Here is a 24840-nt window from a genome sequence, read left to right as displayed (position 1 = left end):
GAGCACAACTTCCGCTTTCTTATATCGCAAGAAAAACTTCCGGTCGAACGCGGTCTGTCCTCGATAAGTACGTCGCTAGACACTCTTCTTTTGATATAAGAAAGCGAAGGAGAACTATCACGCATTTTTGGCTTTCTTATACCGCAAGAAAAACCTCCGCATGCAGCTGCGGTATGTCCTCCATGCGCTCTATCGGAGTGTTCTTGCCTCTTTCCCCAGAACCGGCTAGGCGGCGTCAGTCCCAGGCGGAGGTTTTGTTACGCCGGGACAAGCTGTCAGCTCTTGTGAAACGTATTTAAGATGGCCTTCACAAAACCTCCCAAAAACTTCGGCAGCTTGAACGTATAGAATTTCATGTCTCACCCTCCCCATCATTCTCATGCCTTCCTAGATTATGTTATGCACCAAGCCCTTAGATGTGAACACAGACAAAAAAGGCTACATGAGAACCCAGCTCATGTAACCATATTTATGCGGGAAACCCGCGCCCTATGCATCCCGTTGTTCACGTTCTGGTCAAGATGTTACGCTGTCGCGGATTTTTGCAATGGCTGCCGCGCGATCCGGCTTGCCGAATACGGCGCTGCCCGCAACCAGGACATCCGCTCCCGCTTCCACCACAAGCGGCGCTGTCTCCGCTGTAATGCCGCCATCCACTTCAATATGGATGTTCGGGTTGTCAGAGTTTGAAATCCATTCACGCAGCTGCGAGATCTTGTTTATGGTCCGCTCGATGAAAGCCTGTCCGCCAAATCCCGGGTTCACGGTCATTACCAGCACCAAGTCCAAGTCGGGGAGCACTTCCTGAAGGACATGGGCCGGCGTAGCCGGATTGATCGCGACGCCGGCCTTCACGCCAAACTCTTTGATCAGATGGATAACCCGATGAAGATGCGGGCAGGTCTCGGCATGAACGGTGATCAGGTCGGCTCCTGCCTTGACGAAATCCGCAATATACAGCTCCGGCTGTTCAATCATCAGATGCACGTCAAGCGTCAGGCTCGTATGAGGTCTGATGGCTTGGACGATCGGCGGGCCCAGCGTAATATTAGGTACAAAGTGTCCGTCCATGACGTCCACATGAATCCAATCGGCTCCGCCGGCCTCGGCTTCCTTAATTTCTTGTCCCAGCTTCGCAAAATCCGCTGACAATATAGATGGGGCAATTTTCATCATCATTCAGTACCTCCGTTTCTTGTCTTTCATCTCCGTATAAAACTCCACATAATGCTCATAACGGCTAGCCAGGATGATTCCATCCTCTTTGGCATGGATCACCCGGCAGCCCGGCTCATGCAGATGACTGCAGCCTCTGAATTTGCATTCGGCAGCATAAGGAGCAAATTCTCTGAAACAGGTCGATAACTCCTCGACACCCAGCTCCAGAAAATCCAGCTGGCTAAAACCGGGGGTATCGGCGACATACCCCCCGTTATCAAGCTCAATCAGCTCTACATGGCGTGTCGTATGCCGACCGCGGCCAAGGCGCAGGCTGATTTCGCTCGTCTCCAGCGAGAGGCCTGGCATTAACGCATTCAGCAGGGATGATTTCCCGACACCGGATTGACCGGAGAAGACACTGATTCGACCAGCCAGCCGTTTCTTCACCTCTTCGGTCCCGATCCCTTGCAGAGAGCTGGTAATCAGCACTTCGTAACCAATCTCTTCATACTGACGCTTCACCTGCTCCAGCACATCGTCGGAGGCGTCCACAAGATCCTGCTTTGTCAGACAGATCAATGCCTCAAGGCCCTCATGCTCTATATGTACCAGAAACTTGTCCAGCAGATGCAGGCTCAGATCCGGTTCTTTGACCGAAAACAACAGCACCGCCAAGTCGACGTTCGCGACAGGCGGGCGAATTAATTGGGAAGACCGTGGAAGAATTTCGTCCACGGTCCCTTCCCCATTTTCAGTCAATGAATACATAACGTGATCTCCAACGAGCGGAGAGATGCCTTTCTTTTTGAAAATGCCGCGGGCTCTGCATTGAACCGCTGGGTCCTCCCCGGATATAATGTTGCCATCCTGCATTGGTTTGACATAATAATATCCGCTTAGTGCCTTCACGATCAGTCCCTCTAGCATATAATAGGCCTCACCTTTCTTGTTGAAATTTAGTATTCTCACGACTTGTTTCTAATCGTTATCATTACCTTTGCCATTGCCCTTGCCGTTTCCATTGTTCCCGGAGTCCCAGTGGTAAGCAGCATCATCTTCCTCATTCGAACCTTCCTCGCCATTTCCTTCATCCGGATTAGTGTCCACCGGTACATCAGGTTCAACGGGCGGTTGTTCAAAGGTCGGCTGCGGCACAGTACCGTTCTTGACATCGCTGTAACTTACACTGTACGTATCCACCTGACGACCGTCACGAAAGATCATGACCGTTGCATGCTTGTCGGGAGCCAGCAGCAGCTTAACAGGTACCATTTCCGAGGTCGTAATGGTCTTATTCACGGCTTCCTGGTTTTCTCCCAGCGCGTCCGTGAAAACGACCCGGATTTTGCTTTCTTGGCCTTCGACGCTCGGCGACACAGGTACGCTGTAATTATACTCAAGCGCGTCCGAAGGATAGCCGGAGCTGACGAACAGCGTGATTTTGGAGCCTGGAGCAACCTGTTCATTGGCCTCATGCGGCCACTGCTCTACTACGATGCCCTTCTTCACTTCATAACTGGATCTCTCTTTGATTGCCTCAACCTTAAAGCCATTGGACTCCAATATATTGACAGCATTCTCCTGCTCTAAGCCAACCACGCCCGGCATAGGGACAAAATTCTTGCCCTCGCTTACCGTTACGCTGATTACTTCCGTTTCCGGATCGATTTTTGTAGTGGCTTCTGGACTTTGTTTAAAAATCTTGCCTTGAGGAACTTCATCATTTTTTTCGGACGATCGTTTAATGGAGGTTTCCTTAACGCCAATTTCTTTTAATGCAGCAACAGCCTCATCAAACGTCTTTCCATTAAGGTCCGGCATTTCCGGAAGCGGCTTCGCATCCCCAACCGACAATTGAACCGGAGCCCCCTCCCTCAGCATGCTCTCTGGTTCCTTGTCCTGGGCAAACACAATGCCTTCATCCACATTCGGTTTATATTCACGAATGACTTCCTCATTCACCGTCAAGCCTTTGGCCTCAAGCTCGCGGATCGCTTCCTCTTCCGTCATACCTACAACTTGGGGCACCTTAACCTCTGGTACCTCCAGCATGTTGTTCACATACATGACGACACCGAACATGATGCCGAGGAACAGGAGCACCGAACCGATGATGATGGTCGGCTTGACCCATTTTTTCTTCGGTTTACCGGTCGGCTTCTCCTCAAAATCATCGTCATCCGAGTCGTCGTCATCGTCATGATGCTGACTGCTGCGCTGCATCGTTTTGAGGGCCGGCATGACCAGTGTAGAATCGGCATCGTCCTCGAACTCCATCTTCGGTTCGTTGAGTCGCATCGGCATCAAGCACGTCTCAAGATCGTCCATCATCTCTTCCGCGGACTGATAACGCTCCTCCGGGTTTTTGCGCATGGACTTCAGGATGATGTTCTCCACGCTTTGAGGAATGAGCGGGTTCACTTCTCTAGGCTCATCAAATTCCTCCTGGAGATGCTTCAGAGCAACACTAATCGGGCTCTCGCCCAGAAAAGGAAGACGGGCCGTGAGCATTTGATATAACACAATACCAAGGGAGTATAAATCCGATTTTTCGCCCGTAACGACGCCCTTGGCGTGCTCCGGGGAAAAATAATGCACAGAGCCCACAACGGAGCCTGTCTGCGTAATGGTTGTCGACGTGACCGCCCTGGCAATGCCAAAGTCCGTTACTTTGACCCTCCCATTACGGCCAATCAGAATATTATGCGGTTTAATATCCCGGTGAATGATCTGGTTATGATGAGCGTGTCCCAGCGCATCGCAAATCTGGGTAGCAATCCGCACAGCTTCTTCCACCTGCAGCGGTGCCCGTTCTTTTATGATTTCATTCAGGTTCTGACCTTCGATATATTCCATGACGATGTAATGCACATCTTCCTCTTGGCCCACATCATAGATGCTGACCACGTTGGAATGCGACAACGAAGCCGCTGATTGTGCCTCACGCCGGAAACGGCGGATAAATTCCTCGTCGTGCACAAACTGCTGGCGCAGCACTTTGATTGCTACATTCCGGTTCAGCAAAATATCCTGAGCCTTGTAGACCAGCGCCATGCCACCGCCACCGATGCGTTCTATAATTTTATAACGACCAGCCAATTCATGTCCGATCATGAATCCCACCCCTTTATACGTTGCCCGACAACTTCTTCTTGATGTTCAAACATTGCGACCGTGATGTTGTCCTCACCGCCAGCAAGAAGTGCCAGTTGAAGCAGGCGATCCGCTCTTTCTTCCAGAGGAAGGTCAAGTGAACCGGAAATTTGTCCGATCAGCTCGCGGCTGACCCGGTTGCTGAGCCCGTCGCTGCAGAGCAGCAGCACTTCGCCTTCTCCGATCGTAACCGGTGTGAGCTCAACCGTCACATCCACATCCGTTCCAAGCGCCCGGCTTAATACGTTTTTCCGGGGATGGGTTTCCAGTTGATCTTCCGTAATCTGACCACTCTTAAAAAGCTCATTAACCAATGTGTGATCATCTGTGAGTCGAATCACTTGTCCGGGAACGACTTTGTAAGCCCTGCTGTCCCCGATATGTCCGATATAACCTTCGGAACCTCGCAGCAGCACCGCTACAATCGTCGTGCCCATATTGTGAAGCCGCTCATCAGCCGAGGCTTCCCGATAGATAACTGCATTGGCATGCAATATGGCATCACCAAGCGCAGCCCGAATACTTTCCATGGACATGTCCTCCTCCAAAGAGGACAAATCCTCGGCCACGGTATCTACCGCAAGCCTGCTGGCGGTGTCACCCGCAAGGTGACCTCCCATACCGTCAGCAACCACACCCAAGGTATAGCCATGCTCCAGTGTGCTAACAAATACCGAATCTTCATTAACAGGACGAACGCGTCCCACATGGCTTACATGAACCGTCTTGATCAAATCTTCTCACCTCAACTCCATATGCTTGGCCCGCAGCTGACCGCAAGCGGCAGCGATATCATGGCCTTGTTCACGACGGATGGTCACATTGACCCCCTTGTCTGCTAACGCACGTTGAAATTTGAAAATATCGTTACGCGATGTGCGAACATATTTCCGTTCCGGCACATGGTTAACCGGAATCAGATTGACGAAGCAGTTCATATCCTTAATGACATCCGCAAGCTCTTCGGCATGCTCAACCTGATCATTTACGCCGCCGATCAAGGCGTATTCAAACGTAATGCGGCGTCCGGTTTTTGCTTGATAATGACGAAGCGACTCAATCACATCGTCAAACGGGAACCGGCGGTTAACAGGCATTAGCTTGGAGCGCAGCTTATCGTTCGGTGCATGAATGGAGATGGCCAGATTAATCTGGGTATCCTCTTCCGTGAATTTATAGATGTTAGGCACGATGCCACTCGTCGAAACGGTAATGTGGCGCTGGCCGATATTCAATCCTTTTTCATGGATCATCGTGCGCAGGAACTTCATGGTCGCTTCATAATTCTCAAACGGTTCGCCTGAGCCCATGATCACGATGCTGCTAACACGTTCTCCCGTCTTATCGAGAATCTTCTGCGCCTGAACCACTTGGGCAACAATTTCGCCGGAGGTCAGATTCCGCTTCAGGCCACCCAGTGTGGATGCGCAAAACGTACATCCGATACGGCAGCCAACCTGCGTTGTAACGCAGATGCTGTTGCCGTAATTGTGCCTCATGATGACGGTCTCGATCGCATGGTCATCATGCAGGCCGAACAGAAACTTGACCGTTCCGTCCTTCGACTCCAGCTTGGTGATTTCCGTCAAGGTAACGAAACTGAATTCCTGCTCCAGCTTGGCCCGAAGCTCCTTGGACAGATTTGTCATTTCCGCGAAGTCGTTCACCCGCTTCACGTACAGCCAGTCATAAATCTGAGTTCCCCGAAACGCGGGCTCCCCATTCTCTTGAGCCCATGCTTGAAGCTCTTCCAGTGAATAATCATATATAAAAGGTTTCATTCTCACCACACCTGTCTAATTTAGAGGATGTCCAGCCCGTATTCTTCCGAACGCTCCCTATTACATTCATATGCATCTCTTTTTTCATTCTTCCTATTCTAACATAAATAAAAGAGACGGTAAAAGAGGAAAACCCGCCGGCATTGGCGGGATACGACTATAGTCATGGCGGCGGAGCCCTTAGGAGGGACGTCTGCCGAGTCTTGCAATGTAAAAGCCGTCACTATGATAGTGCTGGGGCAGAATTTGAATCCCGCCTCCCCGCTGAAGGGATTTCCCTTCCAGCCGGCTTAAGTCTCCCAGACCATCTTCCGCGATTTCAAACCCCGAATGGCTATCCAGAAAAGCAGATACAACCCCTTCATTCTCCAGCGGCTCAATCGTGCACGTGCTGTACACCAAGAGTCCTCCGGGACGCAGCAACGTGGAGACCGACTCCAGCAGCCTCAGCTGCAGCGCCGCTATTTCATGGATGTCCTCCTGTGACTTGCCCCACTTCAGATCGGGCTTGCGGCGGATGACGCCAAGGCCCGAGCACGGAGCATCCAGCAAAATTCGATCAAAAGACGCAGGCTCGAAGCGGTCAACCAAATCCAGCGCGTCCCCGGTCACGATCGAAATGCTGTCCAGTCCCAAGCGGCCGGCCTGATCCGATATCAGCTTGCCTTTATGAGCATGAATGTCGTTGGCGACAATGCTGCCCTCATCCTTCATTAGTTCGCCCATGTGGGCACTTTTCCCGCCAGGGGCTGCGCAGCAATCCAGCACCCGCATTCCCGGCTCAGGCATAACAGCCTCAGCGACCAGCATGGAGCTTTCATCCTGGATCGAGATCATTCCATCCCGGTACCAATCGGTCAAGGCCATATTGCCCGCTCCCCTTACGACAATCCCGTAGGGACTAAGGGGCGATGAGGCAGCTTCGAGACCTTGGCTGCTCATTAATTTCAGCATGTCGTCACGGCTGGTCATCGTGGTGTTCACTCTCACGCTGACAGCCGGCGGTTCGTTGTTTGCGGCACAGATCGCCTCTGCCGTCTCGATCCCGTATTGGGATATCCAGCGCTCCACCAGCCACAACGGATGGGAATGCTGCAGGGAAATGCGCTGGGCCGGCGGCATATTCTCAGGGATCGCCAAGCTTTCCTTCTGGCGCAAAATATTCCGAAGCACCCCGTTCACCATGCCGGAGATCCCTTGATGCCCGCGGCGCTTCGCCAGATTAACGGCCTCGCTGACAACCGCGTGATCCGGAATCCGATCCAGATATACGACCTGATACAGACTGATGCGAAGCAGTGCTCTTACCCACGGCTGAAGCTTCTGTACCCCTTTGTTGACAAACTTGTCCAAAAAATAGTCGAGCGTGTTGAGCCTTGAGATCGTGCCATAGATCAGCTCTGTGGCAAGTCCCGCGTCGCTCTTCGCAAGCGAGGACTTCTGCAGAGCGGCGTTGAGCAGGAGATTGCTGTACGCTCCCTCCTGCTCAACCTGAGTCAATACATCCATCGCCAGCTCCCGAGGAGAGTCCAGGCGTCCCTTCGGCCTGCGGTTCCCGCTCACGTCAACACCGTCCCGACCGTCAGGCTCGTCCCGCGAACGAATTGCGCTGCATCCATTGCCTTTTTGCCGCTGGGCTGGACGGTTAACAGCGTTAGCGTGCCATCGCCTGTTTTGACAACAATCCCCTTCTCATGGAGCTCTAGCACGGTTCCTGGCTGTGCATCGCCAGACGGCTTCTGAGCGCTGTCCGGCTTAGCCGCTGCCCATACTTTAAACACATCTCCGTTCCACAGCGTAAATCCGCCGGAATAAGGAACCAGACCGCGAATTTGATTGTAAATCTCGCGGGAAGTGCGATTCCAGTCGATCTTCTCGTCATCCCGGGTCAGATTGGGAGCATACGTTGCTTTCGTTTCATCCTGAGGCTCGGCTTCCACCTTGCCCTTCACGAGCCGCGGCAGCTCCCGCAAGAGCAGCTCCGCGCCTGCTTGGCTCAGCTTCTCGAACATGGTTCCGGCCGTATCGTCATCTTCAATCGGAACCTCGGCCTTGGCGATCATGTCACCCGTGTCGAGCCCCTCCGCCATATACATCAGCGTGATGCCTGTTACGGATTCTCCGTTGATGATGCTGCGCTGAATCGGAGCTCCTCCCCGATAAGCAGGGAGCAGCGAGCCGTGGACATTGAGACAGCCCAGTGCCGGCATCTCCAGCACCGATTTCGGCAGGATTTGGCCATAGGCGGCCGTGACGATCAAGTCAGGCTTATATTCGGCCAGCTCGGCCACGGCTTCCGGATTCCGCAGGCGCTGCGGCTGCAGAACAGGGATGCCGTGACGAAGAGCGGCTTCCTTAACCGGCGTTGGGGTCAGCACTTTTTTACGACCTTGCGGACGGTCAGGCTGAGTGACAACGGCAGCTATGGAATAACCTTCGGCAATCAACATTTCCAGGCTGGGTACTGCAAAGGCCGGGGTGCCCATAAATACGATATTCATCGATTCTCCAGCTCTTTTCTCGGCTGTTCCGGAACATACTCATACACACGGTCAGCGATTTCCGTAAAGAGCACCCCGTTCAGATGATCGATTTCATGCTGAAACGCTCTCGCAAGCAGCCCGGTACCCGTAATGACAAGTTCTTTGCCTTCGCGGTCAAGCCCCTTAACGGTCACTTTCTCCGCACGGCGCACATCCCCGTTCCATCCTGGAATGCTCAGGCAGCCTTCCGGCCCGAATTGCTCTCCTTCGCTCTCCATGATCTCCGGATTGATCATCTTGATCAAGCCATGCTCGTCACCGGCATCGATCACGATCAGTCGCTTCAAAATGCCGACCTGCGGCGCAGCCAATCCGACGCCTTCCGCATCGTACATAGTATCGGCCATATCGTCCAGGAGCTTTTGAACGTTCGGCGTAATTTTGGTAACTTCTTTTGCCTTTTTATGAAGAACCTCATCCGGTTCTTTAACGATAATACGAATCGCCATGTCTATGACACCATCCTTGTGCTTTTCATCATTATATGCTGTATTACATTAACATTTGCGGATCAACGTCAATACTGATCTGGAGCTTGCTGTCCCGTGCCGAATCCTGAAGCTTCTCGGCAACCGAACGCACCAGCGAGACAGCATCCATCGCTCCCCGCCATTTTATCATACATTGAAATCTGTATCTATTTTTCAACCGTGGAATGGGAGAGGCTACTGGCCCCAATATATCGAGCGCGCTGGCGTCGAATCGGTCCAGGCTTCCAAACCATCCCCGACGGTCGGATTCGCTTTTGATGGTCGCGGCAAAATTCTCCGCCATTCTTACCAGCAGCGGCAGCTGTTCATGCGACAGCGTCACCAGGATCAGCCTGCAATACGGCGGATAATGGAGCGCTTTGCGGTGCTTCAGCTCGTCCTTAACGAAGGATAAATAATCATGGCTGCTTGCATGGATAATCGAATAATGCTCAGGCGTATAGGATTGAATAACCACTTCGCCCGGCAGGTGATGGCGGCCTGCTCTTCCGGCAACCTGAGTGAGCAGCTGAAACGTCTTCTCGGCCGCCCGGAAATCGGGCAGGTTCAGCGCCGAATCGGCCGTAATGACACCGACCAAGGTGACATCGGGGAAATCCAGGCCTTTGGCGACCATCTGGGTGCCTAGCAGCACATCCCCTTTTTTATCCCGAAACTGCTTCAGCAGCTTCTCATGAGAGCCCTTTTCGGTCGTGGTATCAACGTCCATTCGAATGACGCGAATGCCGGGAAACAGCTTGGCCAACTCTTCCTCGACACGCTGTGTGCCTGTGCCGAAATAACGTATATGCTCGCTTCCGCAATCCGGGCAAACCTCCGGCGCCTGTGCGGCATAACCGCAATAGTGGCAGCGCAAATTATTCGATTTCTGATGATAGGTCAGCGAAATGTCGCATTCCGGACAGCCTGCCACGTATCCGCAGCTCCGGCACATGACAAACGTGGAGTAGCCCCGCCGATTCAGCAGCAGCACCGTCTGTTCCCCGCGTTCCAGCCTTGCCGAAATCGCGGCATGCAGAGAGCGGCTGAACATGGAGCGATTTCCTTCACGAAGCTCCTCCCGCATATCCACGACCTGGACCTCGGGCAGCTTGTTGCCCAGCGCACGGCTCGGCATCTCCAGCAGATGAGGCGCAAAATCATCCTGAGCTTGCGATCTCGCCGCATGGTAACTCTCCAGCGAGGGCGTTGCCGAACCCAAAATAACGGCTGCACCGGTCAGCTGAGCACGGTGAATCGCAACATCCCGGGCATGGTACTTCGGTGTTTCTTCCTGCTTATAAGAGCCTTCATGCTCTTCATCCATAATGATCAATCCCAGACGGTTAAACGGCGCAAATACCGCCGATCGTGCGCCCACGACAACGGACGCCCGTCCTTCTCTTATTTTCCGCCATTCATCGTAACGCTCTCCATCTGAAAGCCGGCTGTGCATAACAGCCACACGATCGCCAAAACGGGCCTTGAACCGTTCCACCATTTGCGGTGTCAACGATATTTCGGGCACCAGCACAATCGCCTGACGCTCCTGTTCGAGGCATCGCTGAATCGTCTGCAGGTAGATTTCGGTCTTACCGCTGCCCGTCACTCCGTGCAGGAGAAACACGCCATGCTTGCGTTCATCCAGCTTGTGCACGATGCTGCGGTACACCGCTTGCTGCTCCGGTGTGAGCGCCAATGGAGTGCTAGGCGTGAAATGCCGCCCTCGATACGGATCGCGGAACACTTCTATATCCTCAAGGGTAATCAGCCCTTTGTCAGCCAGTCCCTTCACGGTGCCTGCGGTAACACCCAGCGTCTGCAGCAGATCCTTCTGCGATATCGGCAGAAATGCTTCCATCTCCAATATATACTGGAGCACTTCCTTCTGACGCTGAGCCTTGGCCGGAAAAGAAGCCAGCGCCTGATGTGCTTCCTCACTCGATACGGCAAGCTCTACTGCTTTTATCGTTTTTTTCTGTAGTTTATCCTTGATTTGCTGGTATTCGCTAAGCCGTCCTCGGCTGATCAGCGCTTTAATAGTAGCAGCTCCATCCGGAAATGCCCGCGTTAACTGCTGGAGCGAAACCTCGCCTTTCTGACTGACAAAGCGGATGATCTCCTGCTCCGACTCACTTTCGGGCAGGAGCGCAAATAATCCGTCGGTTTGATCCGTTTGGAACGTGTCTGAATCGCCAATGGAAATGTACCGCTCCGCCTTCCCTTTCAGCGCCGTAGGCAGCATCGACTGCAGAACCGATATATATCGGCATGCGTAACGCTCCTTCATCCATTCGCCAAGCTCAATCAGCTCAGGCGAAAGCGGCGGCATCACATCAAGGACTTCCTGAATTGGCTTCATTTTGGCCGCATCCATCTCGGGCCGGGGATGCAGAGAGACCACGAATCCCTGGAGCGTACGGTGCCCGAATGGCACGCCGACCCGGCTGCCTACCTCGACCCAGGGCCGAAGTTCCTCAGGAATCAAATAATCAAAAGGCCGGTCCGTATCCTTGGACGGAACGTCCACAATCACTCGTGCCATTTCCATCAGGATGTCCTCCCGTATAACCGATCAGCCGCCAGCGTTAACAGCCTCTGGGCCACTTCCTCCTTGGACATCACTGGAAGCTGCAGAACCAGCCCTTCTGCATCAAAGATATGAACGCTGTTCGTATCCGTGCCGAAGCCCGCTCCTGCCTGTGTAACATCGTTAGCAACGATCAGATCGCAATTTTTGCGTTTCAGCTTTTCTCTGGCGAACTGCTCCACTGTATCGGTCTCAGCGGCAAATCCGATTAAGAACTGGGAGGTTTTTTGGCGTCCCAGGCTCTCCAGAATGTCGGTTGTTTTGACAAGATCCAGCGTCATGGTCTCCCCGCGCTTTTTGATCTTTGATGTCGCTACCTCAGCTGGGCGATAATCGGCAACAGCGGCCGCCTTGACCACGATATCACTATGCTCGAATACGCGTTGCACCGCGTCGTACATATCTTGGGCCGATTCCACTCTTTCCACCTGGATTCCCTCAGGTGGAGCTTCATCGGTATGAGCGGCAATGAGGTGAACATCCGCTCCCAGCTGCTTGGCCGCTTTTGCGATCGCAAACCCCATTTTCCCGGAAGAATCATTCGTTATATACCGAACCGGATCAATGCGCTCAATGGTGCCGCCGGCCGTGACAACCACCTTTTTGCCGTGCAATATGCCTGTGGAGCTGCTCGCTTTATCCTCATTCAACGCCACAGGTTGTGCCCCGCGATCTCGGAAAAACCGTTCAACCACGTCAACAATCGTATCAGGCTCTTCCATCCGTCCCTTACCGACATATCCGCAAGCCAGAAGCCCCTCTCCGGGTTCAATCATGGACACCCCGCGGGAGACCAGCGTCTCCATATTGGCCATGACGGCCGGGTGCGTGTACATATGCACGTTCATTGCCGGCGAGATCATGACGGGTGCCGTCGTCGCGAGCAGCGTCGTGGTCAGCATGTCATCCGCCAGGCCATGTGCCATCTTGCCGATAACATTGGCTGTGGCCGGAGCGATCAATACCAAATCGGCCAGATCGGCCAAGTGGATATGCGAGACGACCGAGGGTTCCCGTTCATCAAAGGTATCGCTATAAACCGGGTTTTTGGTAAGCGTTTGAAGCGTTAATTCCGGAATGAACTGCTTCGCGGATTCCGTCATAATGACATGCACATCCGCTCCCCTCTGGACAAGCCTGCTGCATAAAGTCGCTGCTTTATACGCGGCAATGCCACCTGTAACGCCAAGCACAATGACTTTTCCGTTCAACATGACAATCCCCCGCTTTCCATTGTGTAAAGGCTACATTCTCATATCTTCTCAAAAAAATAACAACCTTTCGGTTGTCACATTTTCGCGCGCTAACGCATGTTATTCAAATATTGAAAAAAGACTTAGTCCTGTCCCCGCTCGATTTTCACGTAATCGCCATAGATTTCTTCCAGAGCGACACCGACAAACTTATGGGATTTCGGATTTTTCAACTCGCTGACTCCGCCTTCACGCAATTGGCGTGCACGGCGGGAAGCCGCAACCACAAGAGAATATTTACTGTCTACTTTATTCATCATTTCATCAATGGATGGATATAACACGGTCGAAGCACCTCTTCTTCTTTTACTTGAAAGTTAGCACCGTCTATGAAAAGACAGCTTACTTTCTCACCTTACAATGTTCGGCAATAATGATAGATTGTATTCTCTCACAAGCGAGATTGATTTCATCGTTCACTACCGCATAATCATAATGCTGCAGTAAATTGATTTCGTCAACCGCTACGGACATGCGGTGGTCGATGGTCGCTTGACTCTCTGTTCCCCGGCCCTGGATCCGATCCTTCAGTTCATCCAGCGACGGCGGCATCAGAAACACAAAGATACCCTCCGGAAACTTCTCCTTGACCTTCAATGCGCCCTGCACTTCGATCTCCAGTATAATATCCTTACCGGAGGCTAAAGTTTCTTCCACAAAATCACGCGGGGTTCCATAATAGTTCCCGACGTATTCCGCATATTCGAGAAGCTGGTCGTTCTCAATCATATCCATGAATTGTTCCCGACTTTTGAAAAAATAGTTCACACCATGTACCTCACCGAGCCGTGGCGAACGCGTCGTAGCCGACACCGAATACACCAGCTCCGGAACCCGACTGCGAAGTGCCGTACAGACGGTTCCCTTACCCACCCCGGAAGGACCGGACAATACAATCAATAATCCTCTAGACATAGTACTCCTCATCTTATTCGTCGTTGTCGTCATCTTTGCTGGACAGACGGTGAGCCACCGTTTCTGGCTGCACAGCCGATAAAATCACGTGATCGCTATCCGTAATGATAACAGCCCGTGTCCTTCGGCCATATGTAGCATCAATCAGCATATGACGGTCCCGTGCTTCTTGAATGATCCTCTTAATCGGAGCCGATTCAGGACTCACGATTGAGATGATCCGATTGGCCGATACGATGTTTCCGAAGCCAATATTAATAAGTTTGATTGCCATAGTGCGGTTGCTCCCCCTATACATTTGACTCTTACTTGCCGATGAAGCTGCGGTCATTCCACATTAGCGGCTTGTTCACGAATCTTCTCCAGTTCCGCTTTCATTTCGACAACACGGTTTACCAGAGTCAGATGATTGGCTTTCGATCCAATCGTATTGACTTCTCTGTTCATTTCCTGAATCAGAAAATCCAGTTTACGGCCTACAGGGCTTTTCTGATGAAGCAGCTCTCTGCATTGTTCCAAATGACTGTGAAGACGAATCAACTCCTCGTCCACATTGGAACGTTCAGCAAACAGAGCAACTTCCATTCCGAATATATGTTCATCAACAGCTAGCGACCCGTCATCAAGAGATTCTATGCGCTGCCTCAGACGCTTCCGGTACTCTTCCGGAACTTCAGGAGCAAGTTCGGTCATTTCTCGGTGAAGCAGCTGTAATCGGTCAAGCCTCTGCTCGATATCCTTCACGAGAAAAGAACCTTCCCTGCTGCGCATCTGGATCAGACCCTCCAGCGCTTGTTCGAGACCTTGAAGAAGCGCATCATTCCATAACTTCTGCTGCGCTTCATCCATGGGAAGTCCGCTCGGACTAACAAGAACATCTGGCAGCGACAAAATATCCCGCACCGCCAGATCTCCCTTGATTCCATATGACTTCAAATCCTCGGCTGCCTGTAAATACGCCTGAACCATGGTGTGGTTCAGCACGGCACCCTGGGACTCGCCGTTGTTTTCCTTGTTAATATAAACATCAATCCGTCCGCGTCCGATCCGGCTCTGTACCGTCCGTCGAAGTGAATCCTCGAAGCAGGCCCATTCACGGGGCATACGAAAGACGATTTCACAATACCGATGATTGACCGACTTCACTTCGAAAGAGATACTGTAACCTTGAAAATCGACAACGGATTGCCCATATCCGGTCATGCTCAATGACATCGGAATCACATCCATTACACTATTGTAATTGATAATTATTAATGAAACAAGGGGGTCAATCGGCGGCCCGATTTCTCCCAGACATACTCCATTAATTGTACGCTCATTTCATAGAACATAAACGGCGTCATCAAATATATGCCGTTAAAATGCTCTGTTGCAACATCCAACAGCTCCTTGCCGATCTTGACACCCATTGCCCGGCCCGCTTCGCCTTCAAGCCCGGCCATGCGGCTGCGGACTTCGTCCGAGAGCTGAATGCCCGGCACCTCGTTATGCAGATACTCCGCGTTCCGTCCGCTTGCCAGCGGCATGATGCCGATAAAGATCGGGATATCCAGATGTGCCGTCGCTTCCCTCAGCCTAACCATTAACTCGGGATCGTACACGGGCTGCGTCATCACATAATCCGCACCGGAGGCAATCTTCTTCTCCAAGCGGGCAACCGCCTTGTCCAGATGCCTTACATTGGGATTGAACGCTGCGCCGACAACGAATTTGGCCTTCTGCTTCAGCGGCTTTCCGGAAAAAGCAATGCCGTCGTTCAGCTGTTTGATCATGCGGATGATTTCAAATGAGGTCATGTCGTAAACCGAGCTGGAGTCCGGCAAATCCCCAAAGCGTGCCGGATCCCCGGTCACCGCAAGGACATGGTCGATGCCGAGCGCATCAAAGCCCATCATATGCGACTGCGTGCCGATCAGGTTTCGGTCGCGGCAAGCGATGTGGATCAACGGCCGCAGTCCGGTCCTTGCTTGTACAAGATGGCCGAGCGCCATGTTGCTCATACGGGTTACGGCCAGCGAGTTATCCGCAAGGGTCAGCGCATCGGCTCCCGCTTTTTTCAAAGCTTCCGCACCCTTCATGAACTTGGTGATATCCAGATCCCTTGGAGGATCCAGCTCAACGATAACGGTATGACGTTCCTTCACGATATCGACAATCGTCGGCTCCCCGCTGCGCTCGTAAAATTGCTCTTGGGCCGTCTCGTGAATCACAATCCGGTTGACTTCAGCCTCCTCGACGATCGGAAGCGGCGCAGGCACGTAACCGGACAACGCCGATGAAATTTCAGCAATATGCTCCGGCGTCGTTCCGCAGCAGCCGCCGATAATGCGGGCGCCACGATCCGCAAACTCCAGTGCCGTCTTTCCGAAATACTCGGGACTCGCGCCATACCGGTATTCCCCGTCCACATAGTCGGCGATCCCTGCATTCGGATAAACCGAAGCCGGAAGATTCATAATACCGTTCAAGGTTTCCAGCGCGCGCATGATGCCGTTTGGACCTGTCCGGCAGTTAAAGCCGATCACGTCCGCGCCTTCTTGACTCAGGATCCGGTAAGCATCCGGCATCGTGAAGCCGTCCAGCGTGCGGGCAATATCCTCCACCGCAAACTGGCAGATCACCGGCAAGTCGCTTAGCATCCGAGCCTGCGCCAAAGCCAATTGAATTTCATCCACGTCATAGAACGTTTCGAGCAGAATGCCGTCAACGCCTTCCGATATGAGTACCGACAGCTGCTCTTCGAAATACCGCTTGAGCTCGCTCGTGGAAATGTTGCTTCTTTTGCCCGCGCGAATGGAGCCTACCGCACCCACTACATATCCTTTATCGCCGGCGGCTTCACGCGCAATTCTTACGCCTGCGCGGTTAATCTCTCCTACCTTCGCCTCCAAGCCGTATTTGGACAGCTTGTCATAATTGGCAGAGAACGTGTTCGTCTCAATAACCTGCGCACCAGCCTCAACATACTGGCGATGAACGTTCCCGATGACCTCCGGGGAGGTTAAATTCAGTTCTTCATATGATATGCCCACAGGAAATCCTTTTTGATATAAATACGTACCCATCGCGCCGTCACCGACCAGTACCTGATTCTCCCATGCCTGCCGAAGATTCGGTTTCATCGCGTTTCTCCTCCACCCGACGTTTATTTTCAACTAATGTATCATAAAACCTCTCTAAAGATAAAGAGACAAAAGGGAGGCCTTCTGAAGGCCTCCCTACCGTGTCCACCCCTACAGGACAAACTTTACAACATACTGTTTTTTTCTTTTGCGGGTGGGGATTACCATGGCTGGCGGATCTTCTATCAGGCGAGCGTTCCTGCGTACACGACCTCGGCCGGCCCTGTCATGTACACATGATTGTCGGACTCCTCCCACTCGATGAACAAGTCCCCGCCTTTAAGAGAGATGGTTGCGCTGCGATCTGTCAATCCGTTCAGCACCGAGGATACCAACGTTGCGCAGGCGCCGGTGCCGCAGGCCAAGGTTGGCCCTGCACCGCGCTCCCATACCCGCATATCTACTTGCCCCCGTGAGTTCACCGTCGCAAACTCCACGTTAATCTTTCTCGGGAAGAGCGGATGCACCTCAAGCTTGGGCCCCCATACGCCGAGATCGAAGTTAATGGCGTCGTCCACATAAATGACGCAGTGCGGATTCCCCATGGATACCCCGGTGAAGCGGAATTCCCGCCCGTCCACTTCAATGGGATGATTCACCACCGGATGGAGATCGATCAATGTAGGCACGCTCAGTCCATTCAGGACCGGTTCACCCATATCGACCCGCACGCTGCTTACTCGACCGTCCTGTACCGTAAGGCGCACTTGCTGTACTCCGGCGCCGATGGTTTCAATGGTAATCTCCTCTCGGTCAATATGACCGTGATCATACACATACTTCGCGACACAACGAATGGCGTTGCCGCATTGTTCGGCTTCGGAACCGTCTGAGTTCATGATGCGCATCATAAAGTCAGCCTTCGTGGAAGGCAAAATATATACAAGTCCGTCTGCACCGATGCCGAAAAAGCGATTGCACAGCTTCACGGCCCGTTCGGATGCATTGGATGGAAGTTCTTGTTCGCCGTATACGACAACGAAGTCGTTGCCAAGTCCATGCATTTTCGTAAATTCCATCATAAAACCCATCTCCTCTGCAATTGCTATGCTCGTGCTTAGCATATCGCAGAGGTGATGGGCTATCCATTCAATTTATGCCGAAATATTTGCACTCTTCGTCATCATGTTGCGGCGGTTCCGGTTGCGGTTCCGTCTGCCTCCCCACACGCTCCCCGCTCCCATCAGGAAGGTAGGTATGCCGGCGGCCACGAGTGTCAGTGCCCATTCTTTCAAATCCAATGGAACGGTCTTAAAGATCGGCTGAAACGCCTCGATATACATGACGCCGAGCATCAGCAATACTGAGGACAGCACAGCAAGCACCAACGCTTTGTTCTGAAGCGGATTGCGGTGGAAAATCGAACGCGAGCTGCGGCAGTCAAACACATGGATCAGCTGCGCCATAACGAGTGTGGCAAAAGCAACGGACTGTGCCTTGGCCAGCTGGCCCGGATCATTCGGTGCGATGCGAAGCGTAATCCAAAATGCGCCAAGTGTACACAGGCCGATTAATATGCCGCGGCTGATGATTTTCCAGCCAAGACGTCTGGCAAAAATATTTTCCTTGGCTCCGCGCGGCTTGTGCTCCATCAGATCCTTCTCCGGCTGATCCACCCCGAGCGCCATGGCCGGGAGCCCATCCGTAACAAGGTTCACCCACAGAATCTGGATCGGAACGAGCGGGAGCGGCAAACCCATCATCATCGCGAAAAACATCGTCAGAATTTCGCCGACATTGGAAGCCAGCAAATAGCGGATAAACTTGCGAATGTTTTCATAGATGCTCCGCCCCTCCTCAATTGCCGAAACAATCGTGGAGAAGTTATCGTCACTGAGCACCAGCGACGAAGCTTCCTTCGTTACGTCTGTACCGGTAATCCCCATGGCAATTCCGATATCCGCCGCTTTAATGGCTGGGGCGTCGTTCACGCCATCCCCCGTCATGGCAACCACATGCCCCTTACGCTGAAGCGACTTCACGATGCGGAGCTTATGCTCAGGTGATACGCGGGCATAAACAAAGGTCTGATCCACTCTCGCATCCAGCTCTTTGTCATCCATCCGGGATAACTCCTGGCCCGATAACGACAGACCGTTCCTTGGCAGGATGCCCAGCTGGGCGGCGATCGCTTCCGCCGTCGTCCGGTGATCGCCCGTGATCATGACGGTCTTGATGCCCGCGCGGCGGCATGTTGCAATCGCTTCGCGCACTTCACGGCGCGGCGGATCGATCATCCCCGCCAGCCCGACAAAGATAAGCTGGCTCTCGGCCTCTTTCTCCGTTTCCGGCTTGTCATAGGAACGCAGATCCCGATAAGCCAAACCAAGCACGCGCAGCGCATCGGAAGCCATGCCTTCATTGGCGGCCAGCACCTTCTGGCGGAGCGTGGCGGTAAGCGGCACAACGTTTCCGTCCCACATCACATAAGTGCATGCTTCCAGCAGGACATCCGGCGCGCCTTTTGTGCAGAGCAAGCGCCCGCCCTGATGGCTGACGATGACGGACATCAGCTTTCGCTCCGAATCAAACGGAAACTCCTTGTCTCTCTGATAGATGGAGTTCAGGCTACCCTTTGTCAATCCCATCTTGGACGATAGCGTCAGCAGCGCTCCTTCCGTCGGGTCCCCTTTTAGTTCCCAGGCAGCAGCTGCCGGTTCTTCCTTGCTCTTGCGCTTGCTGCGCGTTTCTTCCTGCACGTTCTCATAGATTTCGGCATTGTTACACAGCCCGCTGATTTGCAGTAATCTGCGCAGTCCCTGGTCGGACCGGAGCTCGACGGGTTTGCCCCTATGAAGGATCTGACCCGTCGGGTCATACCCCTGCCCGGTCACTTCCAATGAGCGACCACCCAGCCAAACTTGGGTTACGGTCATTTTATTCTGCGTGAGCGTTCCGGTTTTGTCCGAACAGATTACGGATGCACAGCCCAGCGTCTCCACGGAAGGCAGCTTGCGTACGATCGCTTTGCGCTTAATCATGCGCTGCACGCCGAGGGCGAGCGCAATCGTAACGATGGCCGGAAGCCCTTCAGGGATGGCCGCAACCGCAAGGCTGACTCCAGCGAGGAACATGCCTGCGGCAGGCTGTCCATGCAGAATGCCTGCTACGACAACCAGAATCGTAAGCCCCAGTGAAACGGCGATCAGGATTTTACCCAGCTGTTCCAGACGATGCTGCAGCGGCGTCTCCTGGGACTCCGTGTTCTGGATCAAATCGGCGATCTTGCCCATCTCCGTATCCATGCCGGTTCGGATGACAACGCCTTTTCCCGTACCGCGAGCCACCATCGTGCCCATAAAGCCGATGTTTTTGCGGTCGCCCAGCGGAACATCCGCATCGCGAATCGGCTCGGCATGTTTGTTCACCGGCAGGGACTCGCCGGTCAAGGCCGACTCCTCGACGCTGCAGCTGTTGATCTCGAGCCAGCGAACATCGGCCGGAATGCGGTCTCCGCTCTCCACGAGCACGACATCGCCAGGTACGAGTTCTCTAGCAGCAACCTGTACCACTTTGCCGTCCCGGATGACCCTGGACGTCGGCGCGGACAGCTGCTTCAAAGCCCGCAGCGACCGTTCCGCCCTGAATTCCTGGACGAAACCAAGGATCCCGTTGATCAGGATGATGGCCACAATCGTTACGGCATCCAGATACTCGCCCAGCAGACCGGATACCAGGGTGGCTCCAAGGAGGACCAGCACCATGAAATCCTTAAATTGATTCAAGAACAGAACAAATGGAGAAATTTTAACGCCCTCGGAGAGCTCATTATAGCCGCTTTTTTTTCGTCTCTCCCCGGCTTCCTCTTCCGTGAGGCCCTGCTCCGGATGCATATGCAGCACTTGCTGCAATTCATCCGTATCCATCTGATGCCATTGCTTTTGTTCCATGCTTCCTTTCCCTCCCGGTTGTTTTGCTCCGGCGGATGACAGCTTTTCCACCCTTTCTACGTAAATGTATTCGGACAGGTCCTGAATTATCACAGAAGGGGCCTTAAGTTTTTGAGGGAAATATGGCATCATAGAGAAGTACGATAGGAAGGGTAACAGACAGATAGGAGAATGAAGGATGGCATTAGACGGCATTGTCACGCGTGCGATCGTGCATGAGCTTCAAGCATGCCGGGGCGCACGGATCAATAAAATATATCAACCGAACGATCGGGACATCGTGTTTCATATACGCACCCAGCAGGGAAACGCCAAGCTGCTGCTATCCGCAAACCCCACGTATCCCAGGGTGCACCTGACGCAGGAGACCTTTCTGAATCCGGCCGAAGCCCCTATGTTTTGCATGATTCTGCGCAAGCATTGCGAGAGCGGCATCATCGAGGACATCCAGCAGGTGGGGATGGAACGAATTATCCATATTACGATCCGGCAGCGTGATGAACTTGGGGATATTTCCTCCAAGAAAATCATCGTCGAGCTCATGGGCAGACACAGCAACATTATTCTGCTCGATCCCGCAAGCGGCACCATTCTGGACGGCATCAACCATGTGACGCCCGCCATCAGCAGCTACCGTGTGGTTATGCCGGGATTCTCCTATACGAATCCACCGGAGCAGCACAAGCTGAATCCGCTCGAAATCGGGCAGGAAGCCTTCCGGGAATCCTGTCTGATGAACGAGGAGCAGGCCGTTCCATGGCTGGTCGGCTCGTTCAGCGGCCTCAGTCCGCTCGCCGCCCAGGAAATTGCCAACCGCGCAGGGGGAAGCAGTCCAGGCGGGCTTGAAGGGGAAAAAGATTGCGGCAGCCTGTGGAGCGCATTTGATGAGGTCATGGAACAAGTTCGCAACCATCAATATACGCCGGTTACAGGCGTCAATGCCAAGGGGAAGTCGGTATTCTCCGTCATTCCGCTGACCTTGCTGGTGGACGAGACCACAACGTATGAATCGGTCAGTCGATGCATGGAGGATTATTACGGGGATAAGGCGCAGCGGGATACGGTAAAACAGAAGGTAAGCGACCTCCTCCGATTCCTGCAGAATGAACGGACGAAGAACATCAAGAAGCTGGATAATCTGAACAAGGACTTGGAAGAAGCCGGGGATGCCGACCGGTACCGGATCTTTGGCGAGCTTCTCTTCGCTTCGCTCCACCAGATTCAGAAGGGCGACCGTGAAGCCAAGCTGGTCAACTTCTATGATGAAGAGCAGGCGACCGTCACCATCCCGCTGGACCCGCTCCTGACTCCGTCGGACAATGCGCAGCGCTATTTCAAAAAATATAACAAGTACAAAAACAGCCTCGCGGTCATCGACGAACAGTTAATCAAAACCCGCGAAGAGATCAACTATATCGAGAATCTGCTGCAGCAGCTGTCGCATGCTTCCCTCAATGACATCGATGAAATCCGGGACGAGCTGATCCAGCAGGGATATTTGAGAGACCGCAATCGTAAAACGAAGAAAAAGAAGAAAAACGACAAGCCGACGCTGCACGTCTATACTTCATCCGAAGGCATCGAGCTTTATGTAGGCAAAAATAACCTTCAAAACGAGTACGTAACCAACCGTCTCGCTTCCTCAAACGATACATGGCTGCACACCAAGGATATCCCGGGCTCCCACGTGGTCATCCGAAGCAGCGACTACGGGGATGCAACGCTGCAGGAAGCGGCACAGCTGGCGGCTTATTACAGCCAGGCCAAAGAATCCAGCAGCGTGCCTGTCGACTACACGCTCATTCGCCATGTACGCAAGCCGAATGGAGCCAAACCCGGGTTTGTCATTTATGACAATCAAAAAACGCTGTTCGTCACTCCGGACGAGCAGCGGATCAAGGCGATGCCCAATTCGGTAAAAAACAATCGCAATTAAGTTGAACAGAGACATCGATATATCGCTAATCCAACTAAAAAACGGGTGCCCCGAAAGGTCAAATGACCAGCCGGGTTACCCGTTTTTTCTTACTGTCATGCCGGGATTCTCCTATACGAATCCGCCGGAGCAGCACAAACTTAATCTGCTCGAACCCGTGCAGTGTTGTCGATCTTAGCTCCTTGCCCGCGCCTGTTGAAGCTGCTCCAACACCTGGATGGATACCTGACGGCTGCCGATATCCCCATGGAATACCTGGCCCTGCCTCTCGCCATGGTAATCCGATCCGGCGGTCACAATCAAACCGTATTCCTCGGCCATCGCCAAGTAGCGTTTCTCCTCCGCTGTCCCATGGTCCGAATGATAGACTTCAATCCCCTTAAAAGCAGCCTCTTCAATGACCGCTCTCACCAATACATCATCGCCGTAGAGTCCAGGGTGCGCAAGCACCGGCACGCCCCCGGCTTGACGTATCCATTCGCAGGCTTCCTTGGGATGAATCCGCGGCTGCGGCACATAAGCAGCTGCGCCCTGTGCGAGATACCGGTCGAAGGCATCCCTTAGATCGAGGGCATGCCCCTTAAGAACCAGCGCATCCGCAATATGCGGGCGGCCGATGCTCTCATCGGGTTCCAGCGGCCGCCCCAAGCCTCCGATCACTTCCTCCATCGTCAGCTCGATGCCAAGCCCTCTTAGCTTCGCCATGATCTTCTCATTGCGCTCCTCCCTCGTACGACGGAGCTCTGCCAGCCGCTCCAGAAATACAGGGTCCCGGTAATCTATGTAATAGCCCAGGACGTGAATATCCGTCCCGCCTGCCATGGTGCTGATTTCTACGCCAGGGACCACGATCATGTTCAGGCGTTCTCCGGCTAGCAGCGCCTCCTCGACACCGGCTACCGTGTCATGGTCCGTTATAGCTAGAGCCCCAAGTCCCCGCTCGAAAGCAAGCTGCACGTTCTCCGAAGGTGTGTTCATCCCGTCCGACGCCTGGGTGTGGGAATGGAGGTCGCAGCCTGTCCGATTCATCGATTTATCTATGACAATCAATCCCCTTTCGTTGTAAGTTCGGGTGTGCTTTATCGCTGGTTTTGCTGACGTTCCCTTAAATAGGCCAAAAACGTCATCGCCGACATCGGCAGCAGCGCGGACCGCAACTGAATGGAATAAAAATTCCGCTTAAACGAGGCATCCGCAATATCAATCATTTTGACTAAACCGAGCGCGGTTTCATGCTTGACCGTTGAGGTCGACAGCATCGTAATGCCGAGCCCTTCCTCTACCGCCGATTTCACCGCTCCCGTACTCCCAAGCTCCATGACCGTTTGGATGCTTTCGGGATCATACCCCCGCATAAGCAGCACATCCTCCATCACCTTCCGTGTGCCAGACCCCTTCTCGCGAAGCACAAACGGATACTTCAGCACATCCTCCAAATATATCGCATCCTCCCTTGCTGCTAAAGGATGGCCGGAAGGAACGATCAGTTTCAACTCATCCTCCATGACCGAATCGAGGACCATATCCGGATGCTCCACAGGTGCCTCGATCAGCCCAAAATTCAGTTGATGGCCAGCGATTTCCTCGAGAATCTGCGTGGTATTCATCACTTTCAGCATAATGGATATATCCGGATACTCCCGGCCGAAGGGCCCCAGCAATCGGGGCAGCACATACTCCCCAATGGTCAGACTTGCCCCCAGCTGCAGCCTTCCCTGAAGCTTATTAGAGAAAGCCGCCATCGCCGCGTCCGTTTCCTGCGACAACTCCAGGCTCTTGCGGGCAAAAGGAAGCAGCGTCCTTCCGGCCTCGGACAATTCCATGCGCTTGGTGGAACGTATGAGGAGTTTTGTCCCAAAATACTCCTCCAGCGATTGTACCTGCATCGTTACAGCCGGCTGGCTCATATGCAGCGCCTGGGCAGCAGCGGAAAAACTCCCGCGCTCTGCTACCGTGTAAAAAATATGTAGCTGATGAAAGTTCATAGCATCGGTTCCCCTCTCGCTGCCACTATTGTATTTAT

The 24840-nt window shown here is 53.2% G+C and carries 21 protein-coding genes; 1 reads left to right on the top strand and 20 read right to left on the bottom strand.

What is annotated here, in order from left to right; all coding sequences use genetic code 11:
* Window positions 1-275: 275 nt before the first annotated feature.
* The 18 genes from spoVM to ACQKPA_RS19405 form a co-directional block, all read right to left on the bottom strand.
* Entirely contained in the window at window positions 276-356 is an 81-nt protein-coding gene (spoVM, locus tag ACQKPA_RS19490; RefSeq protein WP_034273235.1) for a stage V sporulation protein SpoVM, read from the bottom strand.
* Window positions 357-516: 160 nt separating this feature from the next.
* The gene (gene rpe, locus ACQKPA_RS19485) at window positions 517-1176 is read right to left on the bottom strand and encodes a ribulose-phosphate 3-epimerase (RefSeq protein WP_427494367.1); all 660 of its coding nucleotides are present in this window, start codon (window positions 1174-1176) and stop codon (window positions 517-519) included.
* A gap of 3 nt (window positions 1177-1179) precedes the next feature.
* The gene (gene rsgA / locus ACQKPA_RS19480) at window positions 1180-2088 is read right to left on the bottom strand and encodes a ribosome small subunit-dependent GTPase A (RefSeq protein ID WP_427494171.1); all 909 of its coding nucleotides are present in this window, start codon (window positions 2086-2088) and stop codon (window positions 1180-1182) included.
* Window positions 2089-2139: 51 nt separating this feature from the next.
* Window positions 2140-4275 carry a Stk1 family PASTA domain-containing Ser/Thr kinase gene (pknB, locus tag ACQKPA_RS19475; protein ID WP_427494170.1) on the bottom strand — a complete coding sequence of 712 codons (2136 nt, stop codon included), beginning with the start codon at window positions 4273-4275 and terminating at the stop codon, window positions 2140-2142.
* Window positions 4272-5048 (bottom strand): Stp1/IreP family PP2C-type Ser/Thr phosphatase, encoded by a 777-nt coding sequence (locus ACQKPA_RS19470; protein ID WP_071223703.1) that lies wholly within the window; start codon window positions 5046-5048, stop codon window positions 4272-4274. Before ACQKPA_RS19470 ends, pknB begins: the two co-directional genes overlap by 4 nt.
* 6 nt (window positions 5049-5054) lie before the next feature.
* A complete protein-coding gene (gene rlmN, locus ACQKPA_RS19465) occupies window positions 5055-6095 on the bottom strand; it encodes a 23S rRNA (adenine(2503)-C(2))-methyltransferase RlmN (RefSeq protein ID WP_427494169.1) in 1041 nt (346 codons plus the stop codon).
* A gap of 180 nt (window positions 6096-6275) precedes the next feature.
* Complete coding sequence (gene rsmB, locus ACQKPA_RS19460; protein WP_427494366.1) at window positions 6276-7604, bottom strand: 16S rRNA (cytosine(967)-C(5))-methyltransferase RsmB; 1329 nt, start codon at window positions 7602-7604, stop codon at window positions 6276-6278.
* A gap of 50 nt (window positions 7605-7654) precedes the next feature.
* A complete protein-coding gene (gene fmt / locus ACQKPA_RS19455) occupies window positions 7655-8596 on the bottom strand; it encodes a methionyl-tRNA formyltransferase (RefSeq protein WP_427494168.1) in 942 nt (313 codons plus the stop codon).
* Window positions 8593-9087, bottom strand: coding sequence for a peptide deformylase (gene def, locus ACQKPA_RS19450; RefSeq protein WP_427494167.1), 495 nt, complete (start codon window positions 9085-9087; stop codon window positions 8593-8595). The genes fmt and def overlap by 4 nt, the downstream gene beginning before the upstream one ends.
* Before the next feature lie 43 nt (window positions 9088-9130).
* Complete coding sequence (gene priA / locus ACQKPA_RS19445) at window positions 9131-11659, bottom strand: primosomal protein N' (RefSeq protein ID WP_427494165.1); 2529 nt, start codon at window positions 11657-11659, stop codon at window positions 9131-9133.
* Entirely contained in the window at window positions 11659-12912 is a 1254-nt protein-coding gene (gene coaBC / locus ACQKPA_RS19440; RefSeq protein WP_427494163.1) for a bifunctional phosphopantothenoylcysteine decarboxylase/phosphopantothenate--cysteine ligase CoaBC, read from the bottom strand. Before coaBC ends, priA begins: the two co-directional genes overlap by 1 nt.
* A gap of 122 nt (window positions 12913-13034) precedes the next feature.
* The gene (gene rpoZ / locus ACQKPA_RS19435) at window positions 13035-13235 is read right to left on the bottom strand and encodes a DNA-directed RNA polymerase subunit omega (RefSeq protein WP_076320729.1); all 201 of its coding nucleotides are present in this window, start codon (window positions 13233-13235) and stop codon (window positions 13035-13037) included.
* A gap of 58 nt (window positions 13236-13293) precedes the next feature.
* The gene (gmk, locus tag ACQKPA_RS19430) at window positions 13294-13866 is read right to left on the bottom strand and encodes a guanylate kinase (protein WP_071223696.1); all 573 of its coding nucleotides are present in this window, start codon (window positions 13864-13866) and stop codon (window positions 13294-13296) included.
* 13 nt (window positions 13867-13879) lie between these two features.
* Entirely contained in the window at window positions 13880-14140 is a 261-nt protein-coding gene (gene remA / locus ACQKPA_RS19425) for an extracellular matrix/biofilm regulator RemA (RefSeq protein ID WP_006209218.1), read from the bottom strand.
* 53 nt (window positions 14141-14193) lie between these two features.
* Window positions 14194-15081: a YicC/YloC family endoribonuclease gene (locus ACQKPA_RS19420; protein WP_194541748.1), complete on the bottom strand. Its 888-nt coding sequence runs from the start codon at window positions 15079-15081 to the stop codon at window positions 14194-14196.
* Between the two features lie 38 nt (window positions 15082-15119).
* Window positions 15120-16991, bottom strand: coding sequence for a bifunctional homocysteine S-methyltransferase/methylenetetrahydrofolate reductase (locus tag ACQKPA_RS19415; protein ID WP_427494162.1), 1872 nt, complete (start codon window positions 16989-16991; stop codon window positions 15120-15122).
* Between the two features lie 185 nt (window positions 16992-17176).
* Window positions 17177-18010, bottom strand: coding sequence for a diaminopimelate epimerase (gene dapF / locus ACQKPA_RS19410; protein WP_427494364.1), 834 nt, complete (start codon window positions 18008-18010; stop codon window positions 17177-17179).
* Window positions 18011-18085: 75 nt separating this feature from the next.
* Entirely contained in the window at window positions 18086-20881 is a 2796-nt protein-coding gene (locus ACQKPA_RS19405) for a calcium-translocating P-type ATPase, SERCA-type (RefSeq protein WP_427494161.1), read from the bottom strand.
* Between the two features lie 178 nt (window positions 20882-21059).
* On the opposite strand from ACQKPA_RS19405, the gene ACQKPA_RS19400 reads away from it, so the two are divergent.
* Window positions 21060-22817: an Rqc2 family fibronectin-binding protein gene (locus ACQKPA_RS19400; RefSeq protein ID WP_427494160.1), complete on the top strand. Its 1758-nt coding sequence runs from the start codon at window positions 21060-21062 to the stop codon at window positions 22815-22817.
* A 174-nt stretch (window positions 22818-22991) separates the two neighbouring features.
* Here the strand turns inward: ACQKPA_RS19400 and ACQKPA_RS19395 are convergent, their stop codons facing one another.
* Window positions 22992-23846: a PHP domain-containing protein gene (locus tag ACQKPA_RS19395; RefSeq protein WP_427494363.1), complete on the bottom strand. Its 855-nt coding sequence runs from the start codon at window positions 23844-23846 to the stop codon at window positions 22992-22994.
* A gap of 50 nt (window positions 23847-23896) precedes the next feature.
* Window positions 23897-24802, bottom strand: a complete 906-nt coding sequence (locus ACQKPA_RS19390; RefSeq protein WP_427494159.1) for a selenium metabolism-associated LysR family transcriptional regulator — start codon at window positions 24800-24802, stop codon at window positions 23897-23899.
* Window positions 24803-24840: the final 38 nt, after the last annotated feature.

Origin of the sequence: Paenibacillus sp. NPDC093718 (genome assembly GCF_050279985.1) — a bacterium.
Lineage (GTDB): Bacteria > Bacillota > Bacilli > Paenibacillales > Paenibacillaceae > Paenibacillus_AQ.
This window is presented reverse-complemented; position numbering and strand designations above follow the sequence as displayed.